Below are 24032 nucleotides of genomic sequence, written 5' to 3'. Positions count from 1 at the left end.
GCCCGGCGTACCGGGCCCGGGGCCGTCCGTCCCCTCCGGGAGGTCAGCCGCGCGCGGCGGCCGTCAGAGCCTCCATGACACGGGGGTCGTCGCCCGCCTCGGGGTGCCACTGCACCCCGAGGGCGAAGCCCCGGGCGCCCGGGAGCTCCAGGGCCTCGACCGTCCCGTCCGCCGCGTGCGCGGAGACCTCCAGTCCGGCGCCGATCCGGTCCACCGCCTGGTGGTGGTAGGTGGGCACGGACACCGGCTCCGGCAGCACCCGGGCGAGCAGCGTGCCCGGGACCGGGGTGACCTCGTGGCGTTCGAAGACGCCGGGAGGCCCGCTGTGCCCCTCGTGCCCCACCGTCTCCGGAAGGTGCTGGACGAGCGTGCCGCCGCGGGCGACGTTGAGCAGCTGCATGCCCCGGCAGATGCCCAGCAGCGGCACCCCGGCCGCCAGCGCCGCCTCGATCAGGGCCAGTTCCCAGGCGTCGCGCTCCCGGGCGGGCGGTCCGGTGCGGGGGTGCGGCTCGGCTCCGTACCGCACCGGCTCCACATCGGGGCCGCCCGCGATGACCAGGCCGTCCAGTCGGGACACCACGGCCGCGGCCGCCCCCGGGTCGTCCGGCGGCAGCTGCGCCGCCAGGCCGCCGGCCCGTTGGACGAGCCGGTGGTAGCCGGCGGGCAGCAGTGCGGCGGGCAGCTCCCACACCCCCCAGCGCACGGACTGCTCCAGGTAGGTGCTGATGCCGATGAGGGGCTTGGCTTGGATCACGGGAGACGCTCCGGTTTCGGTTCTCAGTCGCGGGACAGTTCCGCCTCGGCGGCCGCCAGCGCCGCGAACTCCTCCTCGGGGGCGGTGGCGACCAGGCGGTGACGGCTGTAGAGGGCGAAGTAGGCGAGGGCGACGGCGTAGACGCCCAGGGCGATGAAGGCGGCGTCCTTGTCCACCAGGAAGGTGGCCACCAGCGCCGACAGCGCCAGCACGAAGGCCACCGAAGAGGTGAGCACGCCGCCGGGGGTGCGGTAGGGCCGGTGCAGCAGCGGCTCGCGGCGGCGCAGCACGATGTGGGACAGCGCCATCAGGGCGTAGGAGATGGTGGCGCCGAAGACCGCCACGTTGAGCATCCGCGCGCTGTCCCCGGACCAGGCGGCCAGCGCGAACCCCAGCGCGCCGGGGACCAGCAGGCCCAGGTACGGCGCCTTGCGGCGGCTGGTCAGGGAGAGGAAGCGGGGCAGGTAGCCGGCGCGGGAGAGGGCGAAGAGCTGCCGGGAGCCGGCGTAGATGAGGGAGAAGAAGGAGGCGACCAGGCCCGCCAGGCCGGCGTAGTTGACGATGCGGGACAGCACCGTCGGCTCACCGTCCGGTTGCAGCGCCTCCACCAGCGGGTTGCCCGCCTCCTGGATCGCGGCCGAACCGCGCGCCCCGGTCGCGGCGAGGAAGGTGACCAGGGCCAGGAGCAGCAGCACGCCCATCGCCGCGGCCATGGCCTTGGGCAGCGTACGGGCCGGGTCGCGGGTCTCCTCGGCGGCCAGCGGCACGCCCTCCACGCCCAGGAAGAACCACATGCCGAAGGGGAAGGCCGCCCAGATGCCCAGGATGCCGAAGGGCAGCCAGGAGTTGGCGCCGAAGGCGTCGTGGTCGACCGGGATGTCGTTGAGTGAGCCCGCGTCGAAGTCGGTGAAGGCGGCGACGGCGAAGATCAGCAGGGCGGCGACGGCGACCGCCGTGACGATCAGGCTGAAGCGCAGCGCCTCGCCCACGCCCCACAGGTGGATGCCGATGAAGATGACGAAACAGGCGAGGTAGACCGGCCAGCCGGACTCCAGCCCGAAGAGCTTGAGCGACTCCACGTAGTCGCCGATGAAGAGCGAGATCGCGGCGGGCGCCAGCACGTACTCGATGAGGATCGCGGTGCCGGTGAGGAAGCCGCCCCAGGTGCCCAGCGCGCGGCGCGCGAAGCCGTAGCCGCCGCCGGCCGTCGGCAGGATCGCGGCCAGCTCGGCCAGCGAGAACACCATGCAGGTGTACATCACGCCCATGATCAGCGCGGCGATGGCGAGCCCGCCGAAGCCGCCTTCCTGGAGGCCCAGGTTCCAGCCGGAGAAGTCGCCCGAGACGACGTAGGCGACGCCCAGCCCGGTCAGCAGCAGCGGGCCCGAGCTGCCGCGGCGCAGCGAGCGGCGCTCCAGATAACCGTCGTCGGGGGAGGAGGGGGAGACGGAGGCGTCGGCGCCTGGCGGCGCGTCGCTCAGCGGGGTGCGGGACTCGGTTCCATCGGCCATGGGGAGCTCCTGCTCGGGGCGGGGAGAGGGGATATCGTCCACGCGGGCGTGGGGGAGGCGTCGGCGGACGGGGTGTGGCAATGGTTTGGGGGCATACCTTTTCTCTCCGCATGGCCATGCGCAAGCCCCTTGCGTAAAACAATGGTTACGAGCGCGTCACGTCGCCCTTTCCAGCCGGCCACCGCGGCCGGCGGCGCCGCTCCCGGTCGCACACCGCCCCCGCCCGGTCACGCCGCGCCGCTCCCCGGGGCGCCGCGCCCACCCCGGCTAGGCCAGGAAGCCGCGCAGCAGCGCCGCCGTCCCCGCGCAGTGCTCCCGCATCACCTCGCGCGCCGCGTCCGCGTCCCCGTCCAGCACCGCCTCCACCAGTGCGGTGTGCTGGTGCTGGGAGTGCTCCAGGTTCCGCACCAGCAGCGGGATGCAGTCCAGCAGGTCGTTGACGGTGGCCCGGACGGCGGCGTAGCGCGCGGCCAGCGACGGCGAGCCGGAGAGCTCGGCCAGGGTCAGGTGCAGCAGCGTGTCCAGCCGCCGGTAGTCCGTCAGCGGGGCGTCGCGGGTGGCGTCCAGCGCCCCGCGCAGCCGCGCCACCTGGTCCGCGTCCAGGCCGTGCGCCGCGCACAGCCCGGCCGCGCCCACCTCCAGCACCTCGCGGAAGCGCAGCGTGTCCTCCAGGTCCACCTGTGCGATCCGGCGGCGCAGCTCCGCCTCGCCGCCGGAGGGCTCCCGGCGGGCGCGGACGAAGGTACCGCCGTACCGGCCGCGCCGGCTCTCCACCAGCCCCTGGTCCTGGAGCACCTTCAGCACCTCGCGCAGGGTGACCCGGCTGATCTGGAGCCGCTCGGCCAGCTCGCGCTCGGCCGGCAGCCGCCCGCCGTCGGGCACCAGCCCGAGCCGCACGATCTGGAGTATCTGCTCCAGCGCCTCCTCGAAGCCGTTGCCCGCGCGCACCGGCCGCAGCACCGGCGCCAGCCGGTCTGCCGCGTCTTCGTCCATGGAAGCCTCTTCCCAATCAATGGTCTACGGCCCTACCTTAAGACCTCCGGTCGCACCGACAGGAGGCATCAACCGTGTCAGACCGCACGCCCCCGCTCTCTGTCGACGAACTGCGCAAGCTCGTCGAAGCCGGAGAGATCGACACCGTCGTCCTCGCCTTCACCGACATGCAGGGCAGGTTGCAGGGCAAGCGGTTCGCCGCGCGCTTCTTCCTCGACGACGCCCTGGAGCATGGCACCGAAGGCTGCAACTACCTGCTCGCCGTGGACGCCGACATGAACACCGTCGACGGATACGCCATGTCCTCCTGGGAGCGCGGGTACGGCGACTTCGCCATGCACGGCGACACCGCCACCCTGCGCCGCACCCCCTGGAACCCCGGCACCGCGCTGATCACCGCCGACCTCGCGTGGCACGACGGCTCGCCGGTCCTCGCCTCGCCCCGCCAGATCCTCCGCCGCCAGCTGGACCGGCTCCACCAGGCGGGGCTGGACAGAACGGGGCGTGGCTGGACCGCCTACGCCGGGACCGAACTGGAGTTCATGGTCTTCAAGGACACCTATGAGGAGGCATGGAGCCGCGGCTACCGCGGCATGAACCCCGCGAACCAGTACAACATCGACTACTCCGTGCTCGGCACCGGCCGGGTGGAGCCGCTGCTGCGCCGCATCCGCAACGAGATGGGCGCGGCCGGCATGACGGTGGAGTCCGCCAAGGGCGAGTGCAACCTGGGCCAGCACGAGATCGCGTTCCGCTACGACGAGGCGCTCACCACCTGCGACCAGCACTCCGTCTACAAGACCGGAGCCAAGGAGATCGCCTCCCAGGAGGGCGTGGCGCTCACCTTCATGGCCAAGTACGACGAGCGTGAAGGCAACTCCTGTCACATCCACCTCTCGCTGCGCGACGAGGCGGGCGTGCCGGTGCTCGCGGACGACACCGGCCAGGACCCGTACGGCATGTCGAAGACCATGCGGCACTTCCTGGCCGGACAGCTCGCCGCCATGCGGGACTTCACCCTCCTCTACGCCCCGAACATCAACTCCTACAAGCGCTTCCGGCCCGGGTCCTTCGCGCCCACCGCCGTGGCCTGGGGGCCGGACAACCGCACCTGCGCGCTGCGCGTCATCGGCCACGGCCACGCCCACCGGTTCGAGAACCGGCTGCCGGGCGGCGACGTCAACCCGTACCTGGCGGTCGCGGGCATGGTGGCCGCCGGGCTCCACGGCATCGAGAACGAGCTGGAACTCCCCGAGGCGTGCACCGGCAACGCCTACACCGGCGGCGCCCAGCACGTGCCCACCACGCTGCGCGAGGCATCCGAGCTGTGGGCCGCCAGCCCCATCGCGCGCGCCGCCTTCGGCGACGAGGTCGTCGAGCACTACCTGAACATGGCCCGTGTCGAGCAGGACGCGTTCGACACCGCCGTCACGGACTGGGAGCGCTACCGCTCCTTCGAGCGCATGTAAGGACTACCGCGTGACTCTGCACGAGACCGAGGCGCTCCCCGCCCTCGACGTCCTCAACCCGGCGACGGGGGAGGTCATCGCCACCGTCCCGGCCGCCACCCCGGCCGAGGTCGACGCGGCGGTGGGCCGCGCCGCCGCCGCACAGCGCGACTGGGCCGCGCTGGCCCCCGGCGACCGGGCCCGGCTGCTGCGCCGGTTCGCCGCCGCCGTCGACGAGCACGTCGAGGAGCTCGCCCAGCTGGAGGTCCGCGAGGCCGGCCACCCGATCGGCAACGCCCGCTGGGAGGCGGGCAACTTCCGCGACCTGCTCGACTTCGCCGCCGGCGGCGTGGAACGGATGAATGGCCGTCAGATCCCCGTGGCCGGGGGACTGGACATCACCTTCCACGAGCCGCTGGGCGTGATCGCTGTCATCGCGCCGTGGAACTTCCCCATGCCGATCGCCGGTTGGGGCAGCGCGCCCGCGCTGGCCGCCGGCAACGCCGTGATCCTCAAGCCCGCCGAGACCACCCCGCTCACCGCGCTGCGGCTGGCCGAACTGGCCCTGGAGGCCGGGCTGCCGGAGGGGCTCTTCCAGGTGCTGCCCGGCCAGGGCCCGGTCGCCGGCGACGCGCTGGTCGAACACCCCGGCGTGGCCAAGGTCGTCTTCACCGGCTCGACCACGGTCGGCAAGCAGATCATGGCCAAGTGCGCCCGGACGGTGAAGCGGGTGACCCTGGAGCTCGGCGGCAAGAGCCCCAACATCGTCTTCGCCGACGCCGACCTGGAACTGGCCGCCGCCTCCGCCCCCGGATCCTTCCTCGACAACACCGGCCAGGACTGCTGCGCCCGCAGCCGGATCCTGGTGGAGCGCGCCGTCTACGACCGTTTCATGGAGCTGCTGGAGCCCGCCGTCAAGGCGTTCCGGGTCGGCGACCCCGCCGATCCCGCGACCCAGATGGGCCCGCTGATCTCGGCCGCCCAGCGGGAGCGGGTCCGCTCCTATGTGGCCGAGGACGCTCCGGCCGCCATCCGCGGCGAGGCGCCGGGGGGCGACGGCTTCTGGTACCCGGCCACCGTCCTGGAGGGCGGGCACGAGGACCGCACCGCCGTCGAGGAGATCTTCGGCCCGGTCGCGGTCGTGATCCCCTTCGACGACGAGGCGGAGGCGGTGCGGATCGCCAACGCCACCGAGTACGGCCTCTCCGGGTCGCTGTGGACCCGCGACGTGGGGCGCGCCATCCGTGTCTCGCGCGCCGTCGCCGCCGGCAACCTGTCCGTCAACTCCCACAGCAGCGTCCGCTACTGGACCCCCTTCGGCGGCTTCAAGCAGTCCGGCCTCGGCCGGGAGCTGGGCCCCGACGCGCTCGCCGCTTTCACCGAAACCAAGAACGTCTTCATCAGCACGGAGGCCTGAGCACCATGACCGACACCAACATCTGCCGCCGCCTGGTGGGCCGCACCGCCGTGATCACCGGAGCCGGCAGCGGCATCGGCCTGGCCACCGCGCGCCGGATGGCCTCCGAGGGCGCCAACGTCGTCTGCGCCGACATCGACGAGACCGCGGGCAAGGCCGCCGCCGAAGAGGTCGGCGGCACCTACGTCAAGGTCGACGTCACCGACGCCGAGCAGGTCGAGGCGCTGTTCAAGACCGCGTACGACACCTACGGCTCGGTCGACATCGCCTTCAACAACGCGGGCATCTCCCCGCCCGACGACGACTCCATCCTCGTCACCGGGCTGGACGCCTGGAAGCGGGTCCAGGAGGTCAACCTCACCTCCGTCTACCTGTGCTGCAAGGCCGCCATCCCCTACATGCAGCGCCAGGGCAGGGGCTCCATCATCAACACCGCCTCCTTCGTCGCCAAGATGGGCGCCGCGACCTCGCAGATCAGCTACACCGCCTCCAAGGGCGGCGTGCTGGCCATGTCCCGCGAGCTGGGCGTGCAGTTCGCCCGCGAGGGCATCCGGGTCAACGCGCTCTGCCCGGGTCCCGTGAACACGCCGCTGCTCAAGGAGCTCTTCGCCAAGGACCCGGAGCGGGCCGCGCGCCGCCTGGTGCACGTGCCGGTCGGCCGGTTCGCCGAGCCCGAGGAGATCGCCGCCGCGGTCGCCTTCCTGGCCAGCGACGACTCCTCGTTCGTCAACGCCGCGGAGTTCCTGGTCGACGGCGGCATCGCGGGGGCCTACGTCACGCCGCTGTAGGGCGTGTTCGTCAGGGTCTGTGAGGGTTCGCCGGCGTCTGCGCGCCTCGCTCGGGCGGCGGGCGCCGGTGAACATCACACCCCTGTAAACGTCTGGCCCGGGCGACGGGGATCCGGTATACGGCATCGAAGTCTGCCCATAGGGTGACGGTGTGAGCATGACGACCCCGCCCGGCTGGTACCCCGACCCCGAACACCGGGCCGCCGGCCCCGCCCCGGAACGCTGGTGGGACGGCACCGCCTGGACCGACCACCGTCGCGAGCCGCAGTACGCGCAGCCCTTCGGTCAGGCCGCTCCGGGGTACCCCGGAACCCCGGGATACCCGCCCGGGTACCCCGCGCCGGACGGCGGCGGTCGGCGCGGCCGCGGCCCGAAGATAGCGGCGGTGGTCGTCGCCGCGGGGGTCCTGGTGGCCGCCATCGTCGGCGGCGTCTTCCTGCTCCAGGACGACGGCGACGAGGACAAGGACGAGCGGGCCGACCCGCGGCCGAGCGCCTCCGCCCCGACGACTCCGACGACCCCGGCGCCCGAGGACGACGGCGGCACCGACGACATCCCCACCCCGCCGCCCTCCGACGACCCCGGCGTCGCGATCGACGCGCTCAACGGCATCAGCCTGCCCGTCCTCCCCGGCTGGCAGGCCGGCCGCAGCAGCGCGGGCGGCGCCGGACTGTCCACCTCCAACTACCCCTGCCCCAACGACCCGGAGACCAACTGCGTGCGCGGCGGCGTCTTCACCTCCACGGCCACCGGCTTCAAGGCCAAGACCGCGGAGGGCATAGCCAAGGAGGACATCGAGCGGAACGCCGAGGACTCCTACGGCACCGACCCGGACGGCAAGCGCAGCGCCTACGGCGGCCTCAAGGGACACAGCCGGCTGAAGTCGGAGGCGGTGACCGTCGCCGGCCAGCGGGGCTACCTGGTGCGCTGGAAGGTGGACACCAAGATGGGCGCCGACGGCTACGTCCAGTCCGTGGTCTTCCCCTCGCCGACCCTGCCCGACCAGATGGTCCTGGTCCGCATGGGCTTCGACGCGAGCGACGAGGCGCCGCCCCTCTCCGACATGGACCGGATCGTGCGGGGGATCAAGGGCGTCGGCGAGGACGGCGACAGCGAGTCGGTGTGACCCGCGGGGAGCTGCCGGTGCGCCCCGGGCGGGGCTAGAGGAACGTCCGCCCCTCGCCCCGATAGGTGGGCACCGTGTCCACCACCCGGTCCCCGTCGACGAGGTGCAGCGCCTCGAAGCGCTCGCACAACTCCCCGGCCTTGGCGTGCCGGAACCAGACGCGGTCGCCCACCGACAGACCGTCGGCGGCCGCGCCCACCAGCGGCGTCTGCACCTCGCCCGCCCCCTCCATGGAGTCGTAGCGCAAGCCCCGCGGCAGATACGGCACCGGCAGCCGATCCGCGCCCGGCACCCCCGACGCCGGATAGCCGCCACCGAGCACCGTCACCACGCCCACCCCCGGCCGGCGCACCACCGGCAGCGCGAACAGCGCCGCCGGGCGCCCCCGGAACGCGGTGTAGTCGTCGAACAGCCGCGGCTGGTAGAGCCCGGAGCCCGCCGCCACCTCCGTGACCACCGCCTCGGCCACCGTGTGCTGCACGCTCCCGGTCCCACCGCCGTTCACGAACTCCAGCTCCGTCACCTCCCGCACGGCCCGCACCGCCTCCGCACGCCGCGCCACCAGCTGCCGACGGGCCGCCGCCTGCATCAACCGCACGGTGCGCGCCCGCAGCGGCCGCCCCGCCGGCGCGTCCCCGACGCCCGCCAGATGACCCTCGTACGCCATCAGCCCCACCACCCGGAAGCCCGGCCGACGGACCACCGCGCGAGCCAGCTCCACCAGCCGCGCGGGCTCGTGCAGCGGCGAGCGCAACGCCCCCACCCGCACCCGGCCGCCCAGCAGCCGCAGCGAGGTGTCCAGCTCCAGGCAGACCCGCACCTCCTCCGCGCCCCCGCGCGCGGCGTCGATCAGGTCGAGCTGTGCCGCGTCGTCCACCATCACGGTCACCGCCGCCGCCAGCCCCGGGTCCGAGGTCAGCTCGGCGAACCGCGCCCGGTCGACGGACGGGTAGGCGAGCAGCACATCCCTGAAGCCCTTCCGCGCCAGCCACACCGACTCGGCCAGCGTGAAGCTCATGACCCCCGAGAAACCGTCCATCGCCAGCACCCGCTCCAGCAGCGCCCGGCACCGCACCGACTTGCTGGCCACCCGCACCGGCTTGCCCCCCGCCCGGCGCACCAGATCACGCGCGTTGGCTTCGAAGGCGGCCAGGTCCACGATGGCCAGCGGAGCGTCCAGTCGAGCGGTGGCCCGCTCGTACCGGGCCCGCTCCGCGGCGGGCCCGTGCGCGGTAACAAAGACGTCGGCCGACATGACCGCAGCTTGCCAGAGGGCGCTGAGCCGGGGGTAGAGGGGCGGCCGGTGCGGACGCGGCCCCCCGCCCCGTAAAGTGTCGCGCACGCCCCGCGTACACGCGCACGCCACGACCGACAGGTCGACGGCGTGCCGCCCACGCACGGGCGGGAGGGGCGGGCGCGCCCGGGGGCACCGGGGTCGAGGGGGTGGCGGTGAGCACGGAGGCCGAGCCCGCACGCCCCACCGCTCCACCGCCCCCACCCCACCCGCCGCGGCCCGTCCATCAGGGCGCGATACCCGGTCCCGCACGACGGGGACGCATCGAGCTCGACGACCCCACGCCCGTGTTGCCGCGCCGCGCGGTGCGAGCGCCCGGGGGAGTGCCCCGACCGCGAACAGCGCCGACCGGCGTCCCCGCGACCGACGCGCCCACCGCGGAGAGCGGTTCGCCCGCGCCACGGGACACCTCCACCCGCGGTCACGCCCGCACGGTCACCGCCGCGGCCTGTCTCGTCCTCGGCCTGGGGCTGCTCGCCGGGGCCGGCGCCGGCACCTGGCTGGCGGAGGAGTCGGACAAGCACCCGTCGACCCAGGCGGGTTACGCGCGGGCGCGCGACGCCTGGCACAACGTCCCGGTGGACGACCTCTTCCCGACCACCCTGCGCGGCACCGGACCGGGCCGCGCCGACCGGGTGTGGACCCGCATCGCCGTCGCCCCGGACAGCCGCTGCGCCGACGCCTTCGACCCGCTGCTGAGCACGGTGCTGACGCCGGTGGGCTGCCAACGGCTGCTCCGCGCCACCTACCTGGACGCGACGAGCACCAGCGTGACGACGGTCGGGGTCCTGGTGACCCGCGCCGACGCCGACGGCATGCGCGCGCTGCGCACCCGCTTCACCGACGAGCGGCTGGCGGAGCGCGCGGACCTGATGCCCCGCCCGTACCCGGTCGCGGACACCCCCGCCGCGGAATTCACCACCGCCCAGCGCGCCACCTGGCACATCAGCGTCCTCACCGACGCCCCCGCCCTCGTCTACGCGGTGACCGGCTTCGCCGACGGGCGCGAGGTCATCGACCCGCGACCCGCGCGGGAGGCGACCGCACCCCGAGCGACCAGCATGCCCGCCCAGTCCGGCCTCGCCCACGACGCGAAGGGCGTGGCCGCCGGTGTCGAACGCGCCTTCCGCGCGGCCGTCGCGAAGACGACGGAGGACCGACCGTGACCCGCCGCCTCTCGGCCGTCGCGGCCGCCACCCTCGTCCTGCTGGCCTCCTCCCCGGCACAGGCGGACGGCATACGGGCTGAGGAGTGGGCGCTGGACGCCATCAACGCCCCCAGGGCCTGGCAGACGACCAAGGGCGAAGGCGTCACCGTCGCCGTCCTGGACACCGGGGTCGACGCCGCCCACCCCGACCTCTCCGGCCAGGTCCTCGACGGCAAGGACCTCATCGGGTTCGGTGCCGAACGCGGCGACCGCGCATGGGCGCGACACGGCACCGCCATGGCGGGGATCATCGCCGGACGCGGCCACGGCCCCACCAACGACGACGGAGTGCTCGGAGTGGCACCCGAGGCGAAGATCCTTCCGGTCCGGGTGATCCTCGAAGACGCCGACCCGGCACGCAAGAAGGCCCGCAACGCCCGCGGCAACGCGCTCGCCGACGGGATCCGGTGGGCCGCCGACCACGGCGCCGACGTGATCAACCTGTCGCTCGGCGACGACAGCGCGTCGGCCCACCCGGAGGCCGCCGAGGACGCCGCCGTCCAGTACGCGCTCCGCAAGGGCGCCGTCGTGGTCGCCTCCGCCGGCAACGGCGGCGAGAAGGGCGACCGAGCCTCCTACCCGGCCGCGTACCCCGGAGTGATCGCCGTGACGGCCGTCGACCGCCACGGCGTCCGCGCCCCCTTCTCCACCCGCCGCTGGTACGCCACCGTGTGCGCCCCCGGGGTCAACGTCGTCATCGCCGACCCGGACCGCCGCTACTACGAGGGCTGGGGCACCAGCGCGGCCGCCGCGTTCGTCTCCGGGGCGGCCGCCCTCGTCCGTGCCGCTCACCCCGACCTCAGCCCCGCACAGGTCAAACAGCTGCTCATGGACACCGCCCAGGACCGCCCCGAGGGCGGCCGCAGCGACGAGTTCGGCGCCGGCCTGGTGGACCCGGCGGCCGCCATCGAGGCGGGCGCCAAGATGACCCCGCGGCCCCCCACCCCGTCCGCCGCGCCCTACCCCCGGCGCTACTTCGGCCGCGGTCCCAGCCCTGCGCCCGCCCCCGAGAAGGACGACACCCCGAACCGCCTCGCCCTGGCGGCGGCCCTGGGCGGCGTGGGCCTGCTGATCACGGCGGTGTCCCTGCGCCGCCGCCGCGTCTTCTGAACGCACACCACGGGCCGGGAGGCCGACGGCACGGGAGCGGAGGAATCGCGGGCCGGCACCCGGGGGACGAGGGGAGTGGCCGGGGCCGCAAGGGCAGGAAGTCCGAGCCGCTGTCGCATATGTGTGGGCGAAGAGGGGGCGAACCGACGGTACGGGGTCGTCGCCCGTAAATATGCGGGCTCGGACCCTGCCCTGGAGGCCCCGGCCCGACCCACCCACGCACCGTCCCCCTCGCACAACGCCCTCGTCCCCACCCCATTCGCACCGTCCCCCTCGCACAACGCCCTCGCCCCCACCCCACCCGCACCGACCCCCTCGCACAACGGCCTCGCCCCCACCCCACCCGCACCGCCCCCCGCTCAGACCCTTCAGCAGGCACGCCACCGCACCCCGATACCCTCATCAGGTGGCCCTCAAGAACATTCCCGACCCCGGCTTCTCCGACGACGACGGCTCGGCCGACCCCCGGCTGAGCGCGGCCCTGGCCGCATGGGCGGCGGACCGGTCGCCCGTGTCCGAGTCCGAGGTGCTGGCCGCGCTCGCCGGGGCGCGACTGCTGGTGCCGGTCGTCGCCGTCCTGGGCGAGGTCGAGGAGGGCCCCGACGGGCTGCGCCGGGAGAAGACCAGCGACATGGCGGTGCCGACGCTCCAGGCCCCCGACGGCCGGCGCGCGCTGCCCGCCTTCACCTCCACCGACGCCCTCGCCCGCTGGCGACCGGACGGCCGCCCCGTGGCGGTACCGCTGCGCCAGGCCCTGGAGGCGATGGCCCACGAGAAGGCCGACACCCTGGTGCTCGACCTGGCCGGACCGGTGACCTACCAGCTGACCGGCCCCGCCCTGCTCGCCCTCGCCGAGGGCCGGACCAGCGCGGACCCGCTCGCCGACCCGGCGGTGGCCGAGGCGGTCCGAAGTGTGGTGGAGGCCGAGCCCGGTGTGCTCCGCGCCTACCTCGCGCGCTCCGCCCCCGGCGGCGCCGACGGCACCCTCGCCCTGGCGCTCGCGCCGCAGGCCGAGCCGCGGGAGACCGCGCAGCGGGTGGCGGGCGCGCTGGCGGCGCACGAGGTGTTGCGGGGCCGGCTGGTGCGCGGCCTGGATCTCGCGCTGCTGCCGCCCGGGGCCGTGGTGCCGGGCGAGCCGCTGTTCAGCCGCTGACCCACCGCCCTCGCGAACCCCACTCCCACCGCTGATCTTCGACGCGCGAAACATTCCGGATTGTCCGAGAATGCAAGCAATGCTCGCGACCCGGCCGAGGAGAGCGCCCATGGAGACCAGAACGCTCGACATCAGCGAGGCCGAGATCCGTACGGCCCTCTCGGAGTGCGTCGGCACGCTGCTGCTGGTGTTCTTCGGGGTGGGCTCCGCGGTCCTGGGGGCGCGCTATCTGGGCACCACCGGCATCGCGCTGGCCTTCGGCTTCACGATGGTGGGGCTGTCCTACGCGCTGGGCCGGATCTCGGGCTGCCATCTGAACCCGGCGATCACCCTCGGCGTGCTGATGGCCCGGCGTATCGAGCTGCGTACGGCGATCGAGTACTGGATCGCGCAGATCGTCGGCGCCATCGTGGGGGCCGCGCTGCTCTTCCTGGTGGCCAAGCAGGTGCCGGACCTGAAGACGTCCGGCGCCTTCGGCAGCAACGGCTACGGCGACCGGTCCGCGGTGAGCATGGACGCGGGGGGCGCCTTCCTCGCGGAGGTGGTGCTCACCTTCCTGCTGGTCTTCGTGTTCCTCTCGGTGACCCAGACGGTCCTGGTCGGGGGCTTCGACCCGCTGCCGATCGGACTGACCCTGGCCGTGGTGACGATGGTGGGCGTGCCGCTCACCGGCGCCTCGGTGAACCCCGCGCGGAGCCTCGGCCCGGGGATCTTCGCCGGGGGTGACGCGATGGCCCAGTTCTGGCTGTTCCTGATCGCGCCACTGGTCGGCGGCGCGCTGGCGGCCCTGGTGCACCAGTACATCCACGCGCAGACGGCGGACGAGACGGCCGAGGCCACTCCGCGGACCGCGGGCCCGGGGAGGGCCGGGCCGGGCCGCGGATAGGACGGCGGCCCGAACCGGCGCACCAGGCCCGGCACGTCGGCCCGGCGGGCCGCGACGTCAGCTCGAGAAGATCGGCCCGGTGAACTTCTCGCCGGGCCCTTGGCCCGGCTCGTCCGGCACCACGGACGCCTCGCGGAAGGCCAGCTGCAGCGACTTCAGGCCGTCCCGCAGCGGCGCGGCGTGGAAGGAGCTGATCTCGGTGGCACTGGCGGTCACCAGGCCCGCCAGGGCGTTGATCAGCTTCCGCGCCTCATCGAGGTCCTTGTGCCGCTCGCCCTCCTCGGCCAGCCCGAGATTGACCGCGGCGGCGCTCATCAGGTGGACCGCCACCGTCGTGATGACCTCCACCGCGGGCACGTCCGCGATGTCGCGGGTCATCGCGTCGAAGCCGGGGTGGGAGTCGTTCGAACCGTTGGGGTCGTTCGGGGCGGGGGTGGCGTCGCTCATGGCTCAACTTTCTGGTGGACGGTGCCCGCCCCAGCCTAGGCGCCCCCGGTCGCTCGCCCTCCGCCGGCCGCACGGGAAGCGTCTCGCTCCCGAGTCGTGTAGAGTTGGGCCACGACCGGCTGGACACCTGTGCCAGCCCACAAGTGGAGGCTCCGATCTCCCACCCAGTCGACCAGCGGTCGGCGGGTCACCGGTCATATTGCGCCCCGTGGAATACGCACGGTGGTGCTCCCGGTTGTATGGAGCCCCGCCTGTGTACCGTCCGGGGCGTTTTTCGCGTCCGGGGCACGGTGGTCGAACCGAAACAGGCTTTACGCGGCTGTCCGCCAGGCGGTCGTGTGGTGCAACCGAGGAGGATCCATCAGCGCCGAGCCCCGCATCAACGACCGGATTCGCGTCCCCGAGGTGCGACTCGTCGGTCCCAGTGGCGAGCAGGTCGGCATTGTGCCGCTTGCCAAGGCCCTGGAGCTTGCGCAGGAGTACGACCTTGACCTGGTCGAGGTGGCGGCGAACGCCCGTCCGCCGGTCTGCAAGCTCATGGACTACGGAAAGTTCAAGTACGAGTCGGCCATGAAGGCCCGTGAGGCGCGCAAGAACCAGGCGCACACGGTCATCAAGGAGATGAAGCTCCGGCCGAAGATCGACCCGCACGACTACGACACCAAGAAGGGTCACGTCGTCCGGTTCCTCAAGCAGGGCGACAAGGTCAAGATCACGATCATGTTCCGTGGACGCGAGCAGTCCCGGCCGGAGCTCGGCTACCGGCTGCTGCAGCGCCTCGCGGAGGACGTCCAGGATCTGGGCTTCGTGGAGTCGAACCCGAAGCAGGACGGCCGCAACATGATCATGGTCCTCGGTCCGCACAAGAAGAAGACCGAGGCGATGGCTGAAGCCCGCGAGGCCCAGGCCGCCCGCAAGGCCGCGCGCCAGCAGGGCGACGCCCCTGCGGAGGAGCCTGCCGAGGAGCCCGCCGAGGAGCCCGCCGAGGCGTGACGTCCGGGGTGCGAGCCCCGGCATCTCCGGGGCCACCGGCCCCGGGGTCCGAAGGAAACAGCTGACGCTTCCGCCTGCCCGGTTTCACCGGTCGGCTGCCTCGGAAGCGCCACCGACGAGGAGAGAACGGCGACATGCCGAAGAACAAGACGCACAGTGGTGCCAGCAAGCGCTTCAAGATCACCGGCTCCGGCAAGGTGGTCCGCCAGCGCGCCGGTCGCCGCCACCTTCTCGAGCACAAGTCGTCCACGCTGACGCGCCGCCTCGCCGGCACGGTCGAGATGGCCCCGGCCGACGCCAAGAAGATCAAGAAGCTTCTCGGCAAGTGACGCCCCCGCCCCGCTCCGGCGGGGTGCGCGACTGAGTTCGGGACCCATTCGTTTCCGGGCCGTGTGACATACCCGCGGCCCCGTACAAGGAGTTAATCAAGTGGCACGCGTCAAGCGCGCAGTCAACGCCCACAAGAAGCGCCGGGCGATCCTGGAGCAGGCCAGCGGTTACCGCGGCCAGCGTTCCCGCCTGTACCGCAAGGCGAAGGAGCAGGTCACCCACTCCTTCGTTTACAACTACAACGACCGCAAGAAGCGCAAGGGCGACTTCCGTCAGCTGTGGATCCAGCGCATCAACGCCGCTGCCCGCGCCAACGGCATGACCTACAACCGCTTCGTCCAGGGTCTGAAGGCCGCCAACGTCGAGGTCGACCGCAAGATCCTGGCCGACCTCGCGGTCAACGACGCCAACGCGTTCGCCGCGCTGGTCGAGGTGGCCCAGAAGGCGCTGCCGAGCGACGTCAACGCCCCGAAGGCGGCCTCCGCGGCCTGATGGCCGCACTGAGCCGCACGGCGTGACCGGACCCGCAGGCGAACATTCGCCTGCGGGTCCGGTCGTCTCATGCGCCCAGACGCCGGGCCGCCCACACCCGTCCGGCGGCGCCCCGCCCACCGACCCACCGGCACCCCGCCCGCCGCACAGGCGACCGCGCGGGACGCCCCTCCTCCCCGAAGCGAGCAGAACGCCATGGCCCCCGAGCTGACCTCCCTGCGATCGCCGCGCGTCATCGCGGCCCGGCGGTTGGCCAAGCGCAGCTTCCGCGGCAAGGAGCGGCGATTCCTGGCCGAGGGGCCGCAGGCCGTGCGGGAGGCGATCCAGCACCTCGTGGAGGTGTACACGACGCCGGAGGCGGCCGCGCGGCACGCGGACATCATCGCCGCGGCGCGGGACGCGGGCGTCCCCGTGCTGACCGCCACCGACGAGGTCATCGCGGAGATGTCGGACACGGTCACCCCGCAGGGCGTCGTCGGGCTGTGCCGCTTCCTGGACACGCCGTTCGAGGAGATCGTGCGGGCCCGGCCCAAGCTGGTCGCCGTGCTGGCGAACGTCCGCGACCCCGGCAACGCCGGCACCGTGCTGCGCTGCGCCGACGCCGCGGGCGCGGAGGCGGTCGTGCTCACCGACGCCTCGGTCGACCTGTACAACCCCAAGGCCGTGCGCGCCTCCGTGGGCTCCCTCTTCCACCTCCCGGTCGCCGTGGGCGTGCCGGTGGAGACCGTGGTCGGCGGGCTGCGCGAGGCCGGGGTGCGGCTGCTGGCCGCCGACGGCGCGGGCGAGGCGGACCTGGACGCCGAGCTCGACGCGGGCGCCATGGGCGGCCCGACCGCGTGGATCTTCGGCAACGAGGCGTGGGGTCTCCCGGAGGAGACCCGCGCGCTGGCCGACGCCGTCGTGCGCGTCCCGATCCACGGCCGAGCCGAGAGCCTCAACCTCGCCACGGCCGCCGCGGTGTGCCTGTACGCCTCCGCGCGTGCGCAGCGTGCGCCCGGAGGGTGCCGCTCCGTCACATCCAGCTAGTAGGGTTGCACTCCCTGGGGGCCCGAAAGGGGGTGCGCGGATGGAGGTCGGGACCTCCAGTGCCGGGATGAGGAGCGCCCATGCGCCCGGAGCGGGCGCGCGCCGGGCGGAGCGGCGTGAGCGGCGCGAGCCGCCGGGCCGGGATCCGTCCACGCCCGCCGACCGCGGCACACCCACGTCGGCGACACACGTCGGGGCACCCGCCCCGACGACGTCACCCGCCGCCCCGCCCGCGCGGCCCGGGGTGGCCGCCACGCCGGCCCCGCGCACCACCCCGGCGGCAGCCGGTGCGGCCTCGGCCGGTGCACCCGTCTCCGCGGAGACGTCGACCTCGGACACGGCACCCGCCTCCGCGGGCCCGCCGGCGTTCGCCGGGCCGCCGACGTCCGCCGTGGCGCCCGCGCTGCCCGATCCGGCCGGTCTCGGCCTGCACCCGGACGACCTGCCGGACGGCCTCGTGGTCGCCGACGAGAACGGCCGCGTCACCTGCTTCAACGCCGCCGCTGCCCGGATCACCGAGCTGTGCGCGGCCGAGGCGATCGGCCGCCCCCTGGAGAGCGCCCTGCCGCTGGAGGACCTGGAGGGCCGCCGCTGGTGGGCGCTGACCGATCCGTACGGCGGCCTGGCCATCCGGGTCGGCCAGCCGGAGCGCAATCTGCTGCTCCCCGGCGGCCGCGAGGTGCTGGTCTCCGCGCGCTACGTGCGCCAGCGCCCCACCGGCCCCGTGCACCGGCTGGTCGTCTCGCTGCGCGGCACCGAGGCCCGTCGCCGCACCGAGCGCAGCCACGCCGAGCTGATCGCCACCGTCGCCCACGAGCTGCGCTCGCCGCTCACCTCGGTCAAGGGCTTCACCGCCACCCTGCTGGCCAAGTGGGAGCGGTTCACGGACGACCAGAAGCGGCTGATGCTGGAGACCGTCGACGCCGACGCCAACCGCGTCACCCGGCTGATAGCCGAGCTGCTGGACATCTCCCGGATCGACTCCGGACGGCTGGAGGTGCGCCGGCAGCCGGTCGACCTGGTCGCCGCCGTACGGCGCCACGTCCAGGCGTACACCACGGCGGGTCACCGCCCCGAGCGGTTCCCCATCCTGGTGCGGGAGCCGCTGCCGAAGCTGTGGGCCGACCCGGACAAGGTCGACCAGGTGCTGAGCAACCTGCTGGAAAACGCGGTGCGCCACGGCGAGGGAACCGTCACCATTGAGGTGGCTCCCGCGCCGGCCGCGGGACCCTTCCGGGGGAGCCCCCCCGGATCGTCGGGACATGTGGAAGGGACGGCCGTCACCGTGAGCGACGAGGGCCCCGGCATCCCCGACGAGTCGATGGGCCGTGTCTTCACCCGCTTCTGGCGGGGCAGCAAGCGCGGCGGCACCGGCCTGGGCCTGTACATCGTCAAGGGAATCGTCGAGGCGCACGGCGGGACGATCACCGTCGGCCGGGCCCGCGGCGGCGGCGCCGAGTTCCGATTTACGCTGCCCGTGGGCGCGCCGGCCTTCATGGCCTGAGCGGCCCGCGGGCTCTTCACCCTCGTACGCCCCGTAGACTCGGCCTTTGGCACCTTTGCGTCCTTGTCCTCTGCGGGGACCCCCAAAGCCAGCCGAACGGAAGCACGGGAAGAGATGTCGGCACCCAATAAGTCGTACGACCCGGTCGAGGTCGAGGCACTGAAACCGGAAGAGATCGCCCGCATGCGGGACGAGGCGCTCGCCGCCATCGCCGCCGCCGGTGACCTGGCGGCGCTGCGCGAGGTCAAGGTGGCGCACACCGGTGACCGCTCGCCGCTGGCGCTCGCCAACCGCGAGATCGGCGCCCTGCCGCCGCACGCCAAGGCGGACGCGGGCAAGCGCGTCGGCCAGGCGCGCGGCCAGGTCAACCAGGCGCTCAAGGTCCGCCAGGAGGAGCTGGAGGCGGAGCGCGACGCGCGCGTGCTGGTCGAGGAGGCGGTGGACGTCACGCTGCCGTACGACCGCGTGCCCGCCGGCGCCCGGCACCCGATCACCACGTTCTCCGAGCGCATCGAGGACGTCTTCGTGGCCATGGGCTACGAGGTCGCCGAGGGCCCCGAGGTCGAGGCGGAGTGGTTCAACTTCGACGCGCTCAACTTCCCTCCGGACCACCCGGCCCGCGAGATGCAGGACACCTTCTTCGTGAAGGGCCCCAAGGGGACCGACTCCGGTGTCGTGCTGCGCACCCACACCTCGCCGGTGCAGGTCCGCTCGATGCTGGACCGCGAGCCGCCGATCTACGTGATCTGCCCGGGCCGCACGTTCCGCACCGATGAGCTGGACGCCACCCACACCCCGGTCTTCCACCAGGTCGAGCTGCTCGCCATCGACGAGGGCCTGACCATGGCGGACCTCAAGGGCACCCTGGACCACATGGTGCAGGCGCTGTTCGGGGAGGGCATGAGCACCCGGCTGCGCCCCAACTTCTTCCCGTTCACCGAGCCGTCCGCCGAGATGGACATGGAGTGCTACGTCTGCCGTGGCGAGTCGGTGGGCAACCCCGACCGCCCCTGCCGGACCTGTGGCAGCGAGGGCTGGATCGAGCTGGGCGGCTGCGGCATGGTCAACCCGCGGGTGCTGATCGCCTGCGGCATCGACCCGGAGAAGTACAGCGGGTTCGCCTTCGGCTTCGGGATCGAGCGGATGCTGATGTTCCGCCACAACGTGGAAGACATGCGAGACATGGTCGAGGGTGACGTGCGCTTCACCCGGCCCTTCGGGATGGAGATCTGATGCGGGTCCCGCTTTCTTGGCTGCGGGAGTACGTCGATCTGCCGGCCGGCGAGACCGGCCGCGACGTGCAGGCCAAGCTCATCGCCACCGGCCTCGAGGTCGAGACCGTCGAGCAGCTCGGCACGGGCCTCGAAGGCCCTCTGGTCGTCGGTCGGGTCCTGGCCATCGAGGAGCTGGAGGGCTTCAAGAAGCCCATCCGCTACTGCCAGGTGGACGTCGGCATGGCCAACGGCACCGGCGAGCCGCAGAACATCGTCTGCGGCGCCCGGAACTTCGCGGTCGGCGACAAGGTCGTCGTCGTGCTGCCCGGCGCGGTGCTGCCCGGCGACTTCAAGATCGCCTCCCGTAAGACCTACGGCAAGGTCTCCGAGGGCATGATCTGCTCGGCCAGCGAGCTGGGCATGTCGGACGACCACGACGGCATCATCGTGCTGCCGCCGGAGTACGAGCCCGGCACCGACGCCATCGAGCTGCTGGAGATCGTCGACGAGGTGCTCGACATCGCCGTCACCCCGGACCGCGGCTACTGCCTGTCGCTGCGCGGCATCGCCCGCGAGGCGGCCACCGCCTACGGGCTGCCGCTGCGCGACCCGGCGCTGCTGGACGTGCCCGCCCCGAACTCCTACGGCTACCACGTCAAGGTCGCCGACCCGATCGGCTGCGACCGCTTCACCGCGCGCACCGTCACCGGGCTCGACCCGGAGGCGCGCTCCCCGATCTGGCTCCAGCGCCGGCTCCAGAAGGCCGGGATGCGCCCGATCTCGCTGGCGGTCGACGTCACCAACTACGTGATGCTCGAGCTGGGCCAGCCGCTGCACGCCTACGACCGGTCCCGCCTCGCCGGGTCGATCGGGGTGCGCCGCGCCGAGCCCGGTGAGAAGCTCACCACCCTCGACGGCAGCCAGCGGATCCTGGACGCCGAGGACCTCGTCATCACCGACGACAACGGGCCGATCGGCCTGGCCGGCGTGATGGGCGGGGCCAACAGCGAGGTCGCCGACGCCGTCTTCGACGACGCCACCGGCACCGTCACCGGCACCACCGACGTGGTCATCGAGGCCGCGCACTTCGAGCCGGTCTCCATCGCCCGCACCGCCCGCCGCCACAAGCTCTCCTCCGAGGCGTCGCGGCGCTTCGAGCGCGGCGTGGACCCCGAGGCCGCCTCGGCGGCCGCGCAGCGCACCGTGGACCTGCTGGTGCTGCTCGCCGGCGGCACCGCCGAGGCCGGCGTCACCGAGGTCGTCTCCCCGCGCGGACCGCGCACCATCACCATCCGCGCCGACCACCCGGACCGCGTGGCCGGCGTCGTCTACGGCCGCGAGACCGTGGTGCGCCGCCTGCAGCAGGTCGGCTGCGACGTCTACGGCGCCGACGACCTGACCGTCACGGTGCCCAGCTGGCGCCCCGACCTGCGGGACCCCAACGACCTCGCCGAAGAGGTCATCCGGCTGGAGGGCTACGAGAACCTGCCCGCCACCCTCCCGCGGCCGCCCGCCGGCCGCGGCCTCACCGCGCGGCAGCGGCTGCACCGCCGGGTCGGCCGGGCGCTGGCCGGCGCCGGCTACACCGAGGCGCTCAACTACCCGTTCATCGGGGAGGAGGCGCTCGACCAGCTGGGCCTGGAGGCGGACGACCCGCGCCGCAACCTGGTGCGCCTGGTCAACCCGCTCTCCGACACCGAGCCGGCGCTGCGCACCACCCTGCTCCCGGGGCTGCTCGGCGCGCTGCGCCGCAACATCGGCCGCGGCGAGCACGACCTGGCGCTCTTCGAGACCGGCCTGGTCTTCCGCACCACCGGTGACGAGCCCGTCGCCACCACGCTCCCGGTCGACCGCCGTCCCACGGACGAGGAGATCGCCACGCTCGACGCCGCGCTGCCGCAGCAGCCGCGCCGCGTCGCCGTGGTGCTCACCGGCTCCCGTGAGCAGGCCGGCTGGTGGAGCGAGGGCCGTGCCGCCGGCTGGGCGGACGCCGTCGAGGCGGGCCGCACCGTGGCCCGTGAGGCGGGTGTGGAGCTGATCGTCCGCCAGGACCAGCAGGCGCCGTGGCACCCGGGCCGGTGCGCCGCGCTGCTCGCCGTCGTCGACGGCGAGGAGATCCTGGTCGGCAACGCCGGCGAGCTCCACCCGCGCGTCACCAAGGCGCTCGGCCTGCCGGAGCGCACCTGCGCGATGGAGATCGAGCTGGACCGCCTGGAGCAGGCCGGGACGGGCACCGTCCAGGCCCCGCGCGTGTCCACCTTCCCGGTGGCCACCCAGGACGTCGCGCTGGTCGTCGACGCCTCGGTCGCGGCCGCCGACGTGGAGGCCGCGCTCCGCGCGGGCGCCGGCGAGCTGCTCGAATCGCTGCGGCTGTTCGACGTGTTCACCGGTGAGCAGCTCGGCGAGGGCAAGAAGTCGCTCGCGTACGCGCTGCGCTTCCGCGCCGCCGACCGGACGCTGACCGCCGAGGAGGCGTCCGCGGCCCGCGACGCCGCCGTGGCCACCGCCGTCGAGCGCACCGGAGCCGTCCTCCGCGGTGCCTGACCCGCGGCCGGCTCCCGCACCACCCACGAAGGCGCACCCCACTCCGGGGTGCGCCTTCGCGCGTCCGCGGCGACATCCACCCAGGGCGGCGCCGGGGCGTGCCCCGGCTCGAGCGTGGGCGGGGTGCGCCGGGGCGAGGGGCGGAGGCGTCGGGGCGGTGGGAGCGCCTGGCCGGGGGCGTCGCGGAACGCGCCCTTTCGGGTTCGTCCACGCACGCCGTCGCCGCCCCCGTAGGGAAGTCACCCGATCGGGTGAGAATCATACGGAGAGTGGTCAATTCGGGGCGGAAGGTCGCGAGAATCGTGCCGATCGCCAAGGCCCACCGCATGCGTCGACACCAGGGCCGGCCAACCGCCTCATCGGTTGCTAGGGGGGCCGACTGCATGATCGGGACCAGGGGTTTGTGCTGCCTGCGTGCCGGCGCCGGGTGGTGCGTCCGCCAGCTCGTCCTGGTGCTGCCCGCCCTGTGGGTGCTCGCCGTCGTGCTCTGGGAGACGCTCAGTCCCCTCGACACGCAGCTGGTGCAGCTGCTCGCCGCCGCTCCGGCCATCGCGTGCGCCGGCAGCGGTCGTCGGCTCTGCGTGGTGATGGGCGGGGTGAGCGCCCTGTTCGCGCTCGTGCCCATCGGCGAGGCCCAGCCGGCCGACCAGGGCGAGGACTTCGAGGCGCGGGCCGGCACCTGCTGTGCGATCGTCGCCGTGGTCGGCGCCAGCTATCTGACCTCCGGCCGCCGGCTGCGCCTGGTCCGCGAGCTGGAGCAGGCCAGGGAGGTCGCGGCCGCCACCCAGGACGTGGTGCTGCGACCGCTGCCCACCCGCCTGGACGGCATCGCGGTCGCCGGCGGCCACCTCTCCGCCACCAGCGGCTCCGCGCTCGGCGGCGATCTCTACGAGGCGCTGGCCACCGCCCACGGCGTACGAGTGGTCATCGGCGATGTGCGCGGCCACGGACTCGCCGCGCTCGGCACCGTCGCCGCCGTCCTCGGCAGCTTCCGCGAGGCCGCGCACGACGAGCCGGACCTGACCGATGTGCTGCGCCGGCTCGAGCGGGCGCACCACCGGCACCTGGGGGAGCGGGCCTGCCCCGAGCATCCGGCGGCCGAGGCGACGTGTGCCGCGGGGCCCGGAGCCCCGGTCGACCCGGGCCGCGTCGTGGACCCCGGGCGCCCGGACGGGGCCGCCGGCGCGGAGACCGCGGGCCACCCCTGCGGCTGGGACGCCCGCTCCGCCTGCTGCTGCGGGGAGCCCGCGAGCCCGCTCGGTGAGGACTTCGTGACCGTGCTCCTCCTGGAGGTGCGCCCCGACGGCGAGGTCACCGCCCTCAACTGCGGCCACCCCTGGCCGCATCAGCTGTTCTACGAGCTCACCGGCGAGCCGCGGGCCCGACAGCTCGACCCCGCGGAGGCGATGCCGCCGCTCGGCCTGTTCCCGCTGCCCGCCGAGCTGTCGGCCGTGCACTGCACCCGGCTGCTCCCCGGCGACGTGCTGGTGCTGCACACCGACGGCGCCGAGGACGCACGGGACGCGCAGGGGAACTTCTTCCCGCTGGACCGCTCGCTGGTCGACGTGGCCCGCACCGCCACCGCCGCCCCCGCGACGGTCGTCGCGTCGATGCAGGCCAAGGTGGTCGAGCACAGCGGAGGGCGGCTGGCCGACGACGTCGCCCTGTTGGCGCTGCGCAACGACCGGGAGCGGCTGCCCGCCCAACCGGCCGGCTGCGCCGGGCCCGCCGGCTCCACCCGCCCCTGGTGACACGGCGCCGGTCACGACCGGGGTGACCGGCCCGGCACCCGAAG

21 protein-coding genes are annotated in these 24032 nt (G+C 73.7%); 16 read left to right on the top strand and 5 right to left on the bottom strand.

Features of this window, described 5'->3' with window-relative positions; all coding sequences use genetic code 11:
- Positions 1-43: 43 nt before the first annotated feature.
- The 3 genes from LRS74_RS06090 to LRS74_RS06080 all read right to left on the bottom strand — a co-directional run bounded on the left by LRS74_RS06090 (position 44) and on the right by LRS74_RS06080 (position 3258).
- Positions 44-751 carry a gamma-glutamyl-gamma-aminobutyrate hydrolase family protein gene (locus LRS74_RS06090; RefSeq protein ID WP_277744620.1) on the bottom strand — a complete coding sequence of 236 codons (708 nt, stop codon included), beginning with the start codon at positions 749-751 and terminating at the stop codon, positions 44-46.
- A 26-nt stretch (positions 752-777) separates the two neighbouring features.
- Positions 778-2265, bottom strand: a complete 1488-nt coding sequence (eat, locus tag LRS74_RS06085; RefSeq protein WP_277740016.1) for an ethanolamine permease — start codon at positions 2263-2265, stop codon at positions 778-780.
- Positions 2266-2532: 267 nt separating this feature from the next.
- A complete protein-coding gene (locus LRS74_RS06080) occupies positions 2533-3258 on the bottom strand; it encodes an FCD domain-containing protein (protein WP_277740015.1) in 726 nt (241 codons plus the stop codon).
- Between the two features lie 74 nt (positions 3259-3332).
- Between LRS74_RS06080 and LRS74_RS06075 the strand changes: the two genes are divergently transcribed.
- The 4 genes from LRS74_RS06075 (at position 3333) to LRS74_RS06060 (ending at position 8037) form a co-directional block, all read left to right on the top strand.
- Positions 3333-4727 carry a glutamine synthetase family protein gene (locus LRS74_RS06075; protein ID WP_277740014.1) on the top strand — a complete coding sequence of 465 codons (1395 nt, stop codon included), beginning with the start codon at positions 3333-3335 and terminating at the stop codon, positions 4725-4727.
- Between the two features lie 10 nt (positions 4728-4737).
- Positions 4738-6123: an aldehyde dehydrogenase family protein gene (locus LRS74_RS06070; protein WP_277740013.1), complete on the top strand. Its 1386-nt coding sequence runs from the start codon at positions 4738-4740 to the stop codon at positions 6121-6123.
- 5 nt (positions 6124-6128) lie between these two features.
- Positions 6129-6911, top strand: coding sequence for a 3-oxoacyl-ACP reductase (locus tag LRS74_RS06065; protein WP_277740012.1), 783 nt, complete (start codon positions 6129-6131; stop codon positions 6909-6911).
- A gap of 157 nt (positions 6912-7068) precedes the next feature.
- On the top strand, positions 7069-8037 hold the full coding sequence (locus LRS74_RS06060; RefSeq protein ID WP_277744619.1) for a DUF2510 domain-containing protein: 969 nt from the start codon (positions 7069-7071) through the stop codon (positions 8035-8037).
- Between the two features lie 34 nt (positions 8038-8071).
- On the opposite strand, the gene LRS74_RS06055 is transcribed toward LRS74_RS06060, so the two are convergent.
- Positions 8072-9292 carry an amino acid deaminase/aldolase gene (locus tag LRS74_RS06055; protein ID WP_277740011.1) on the bottom strand — a complete coding sequence of 407 codons (1221 nt, stop codon included), beginning with the start codon at positions 9290-9292 and terminating at the stop codon, positions 8072-8074.
- Between the two features lie 362 nt (positions 9293-9654).
- On the opposite strand from LRS74_RS06055, the gene LRS74_RS06050 reads away from it, so the two are divergent.
- From LRS74_RS06050 to LRS74_RS06035, 4 genes are all read left to right on the top strand, one after another.
- The gene (locus LRS74_RS06050; protein WP_277740010.1) at positions 9655-10497 is read left to right on the top strand and encodes a hypothetical protein; all 843 of its coding nucleotides are present in this window, start codon (positions 9655-9657) and stop codon (positions 10495-10497) included.
- On the top strand, positions 10494-11648 hold the full coding sequence (mycP, locus tag LRS74_RS06045) for a type VII secretion-associated serine protease mycosin (protein WP_277740009.1): 1155 nt from the start codon (positions 10494-10496) through the stop codon (positions 11646-11648). The genes LRS74_RS06050 and mycP overlap by 4 nt, the downstream gene beginning before the upstream one ends.
- Before the next feature lie 406 nt (positions 11649-12054).
- Positions 12055-12801, top strand: a complete 747-nt coding sequence (locus LRS74_RS06040; RefSeq protein WP_277740008.1) for an SseB family protein — start codon at positions 12055-12057, stop codon at positions 12799-12801.
- Between the two features lie 109 nt (positions 12802-12910).
- Positions 12911-13687: an MIP family channel protein gene (locus LRS74_RS06035; protein WP_277740007.1), complete on the top strand. Its 777-nt coding sequence runs from the start codon at positions 12911-12913 to the stop codon at positions 13685-13687.
- Between the two features lie 57 nt (positions 13688-13744).
- Here the strand turns inward: LRS74_RS06035 and LRS74_RS06030 are convergent, their stop codons facing one another.
- Positions 13745-14134, bottom strand: coding sequence for a DUF1844 domain-containing protein (locus LRS74_RS06030; protein WP_277740006.1), 390 nt, complete (start codon positions 14132-14134; stop codon positions 13745-13747).
- Between the two features lie 336 nt (positions 14135-14470).
- On the opposite strand from LRS74_RS06030, the gene infC reads away from it, so the two are divergent.
- The 8 genes from infC to LRS74_RS05990 all read left to right on the top strand — a co-directional run bounded on the left by infC (position 14471) and on the right by LRS74_RS05990 (position 23988).
- On the top strand, positions 14471-15127 hold the full coding sequence (gene infC, locus LRS74_RS06025) for a translation initiation factor IF-3 (RefSeq protein ID WP_277740005.1): 657 nt from the start codon (positions 14471-14473) through the stop codon (positions 15125-15127).
- A 134-nt stretch (positions 15128-15261) separates the two neighbouring features.
- Positions 15262-15456: a 50S ribosomal protein L35 gene (gene rpmI / locus LRS74_RS06020; RefSeq protein WP_144382363.1), complete on the top strand. Its 195-nt coding sequence runs from the start codon at positions 15262-15264 to the stop codon at positions 15454-15456.
- Between the two features lie 100 nt (positions 15457-15556).
- Entirely contained in the window at positions 15557-15949 is a 393-nt protein-coding gene (gene rplT, locus LRS74_RS06015; protein ID WP_277740004.1) for a 50S ribosomal protein L20, read from the top strand.
- Between the two features lie 195 nt (positions 15950-16144).
- On the top strand, positions 16145-16975 hold the full coding sequence (locus tag LRS74_RS06010) for an RNA methyltransferase (protein WP_277740003.1): 831 nt from the start codon (positions 16145-16147) through the stop codon (positions 16973-16975).
- Positions 16976-17042: 67 nt separating this feature from the next.
- Positions 17043-18479, top strand: a complete 1437-nt coding sequence (locus LRS74_RS06005; protein ID WP_277740002.1) for an ATP-binding protein — start codon at positions 17043-17045, stop codon at positions 18477-18479.
- 114 nt (positions 18480-18593) lie between these two features.
- Positions 18594-19712, top strand: a complete 1119-nt coding sequence (gene pheS, locus LRS74_RS06000; RefSeq protein ID WP_277740001.1) for a phenylalanine--tRNA ligase subunit alpha — start codon at positions 18594-18596, stop codon at positions 19710-19712.
- Complete coding sequence (pheT, locus tag LRS74_RS05995; RefSeq protein WP_277740000.1) at positions 19712-22237, top strand: phenylalanine--tRNA ligase subunit beta; 2526 nt, start codon at positions 19712-19714, stop codon at positions 22235-22237. The genes pheS and pheT overlap by 1 nt, the downstream gene beginning before the upstream one ends.
- A 383-nt stretch (positions 22238-22620) precedes the next feature.
- Positions 22621-23988, top strand: a complete 1368-nt coding sequence (locus tag LRS74_RS05990) for a PP2C family protein-serine/threonine phosphatase (protein WP_277739999.1) — start codon at positions 22621-22623, stop codon at positions 23986-23988.
- Positions 23989-24032 lie beyond the last annotated feature (44 nt).

Source organism: Streptomyces sp. LX-29, assembly GCF_029541745.1.
GTDB lineage: Bacteria > Actinomycetota > Actinomycetes > Streptomycetales > Streptomycetaceae > Streptomyces.
The sequence above is the reverse complement of the archived record's forward strand: the minus strand, read 5'-3'. Positions and strand labels throughout refer to the sequence as shown.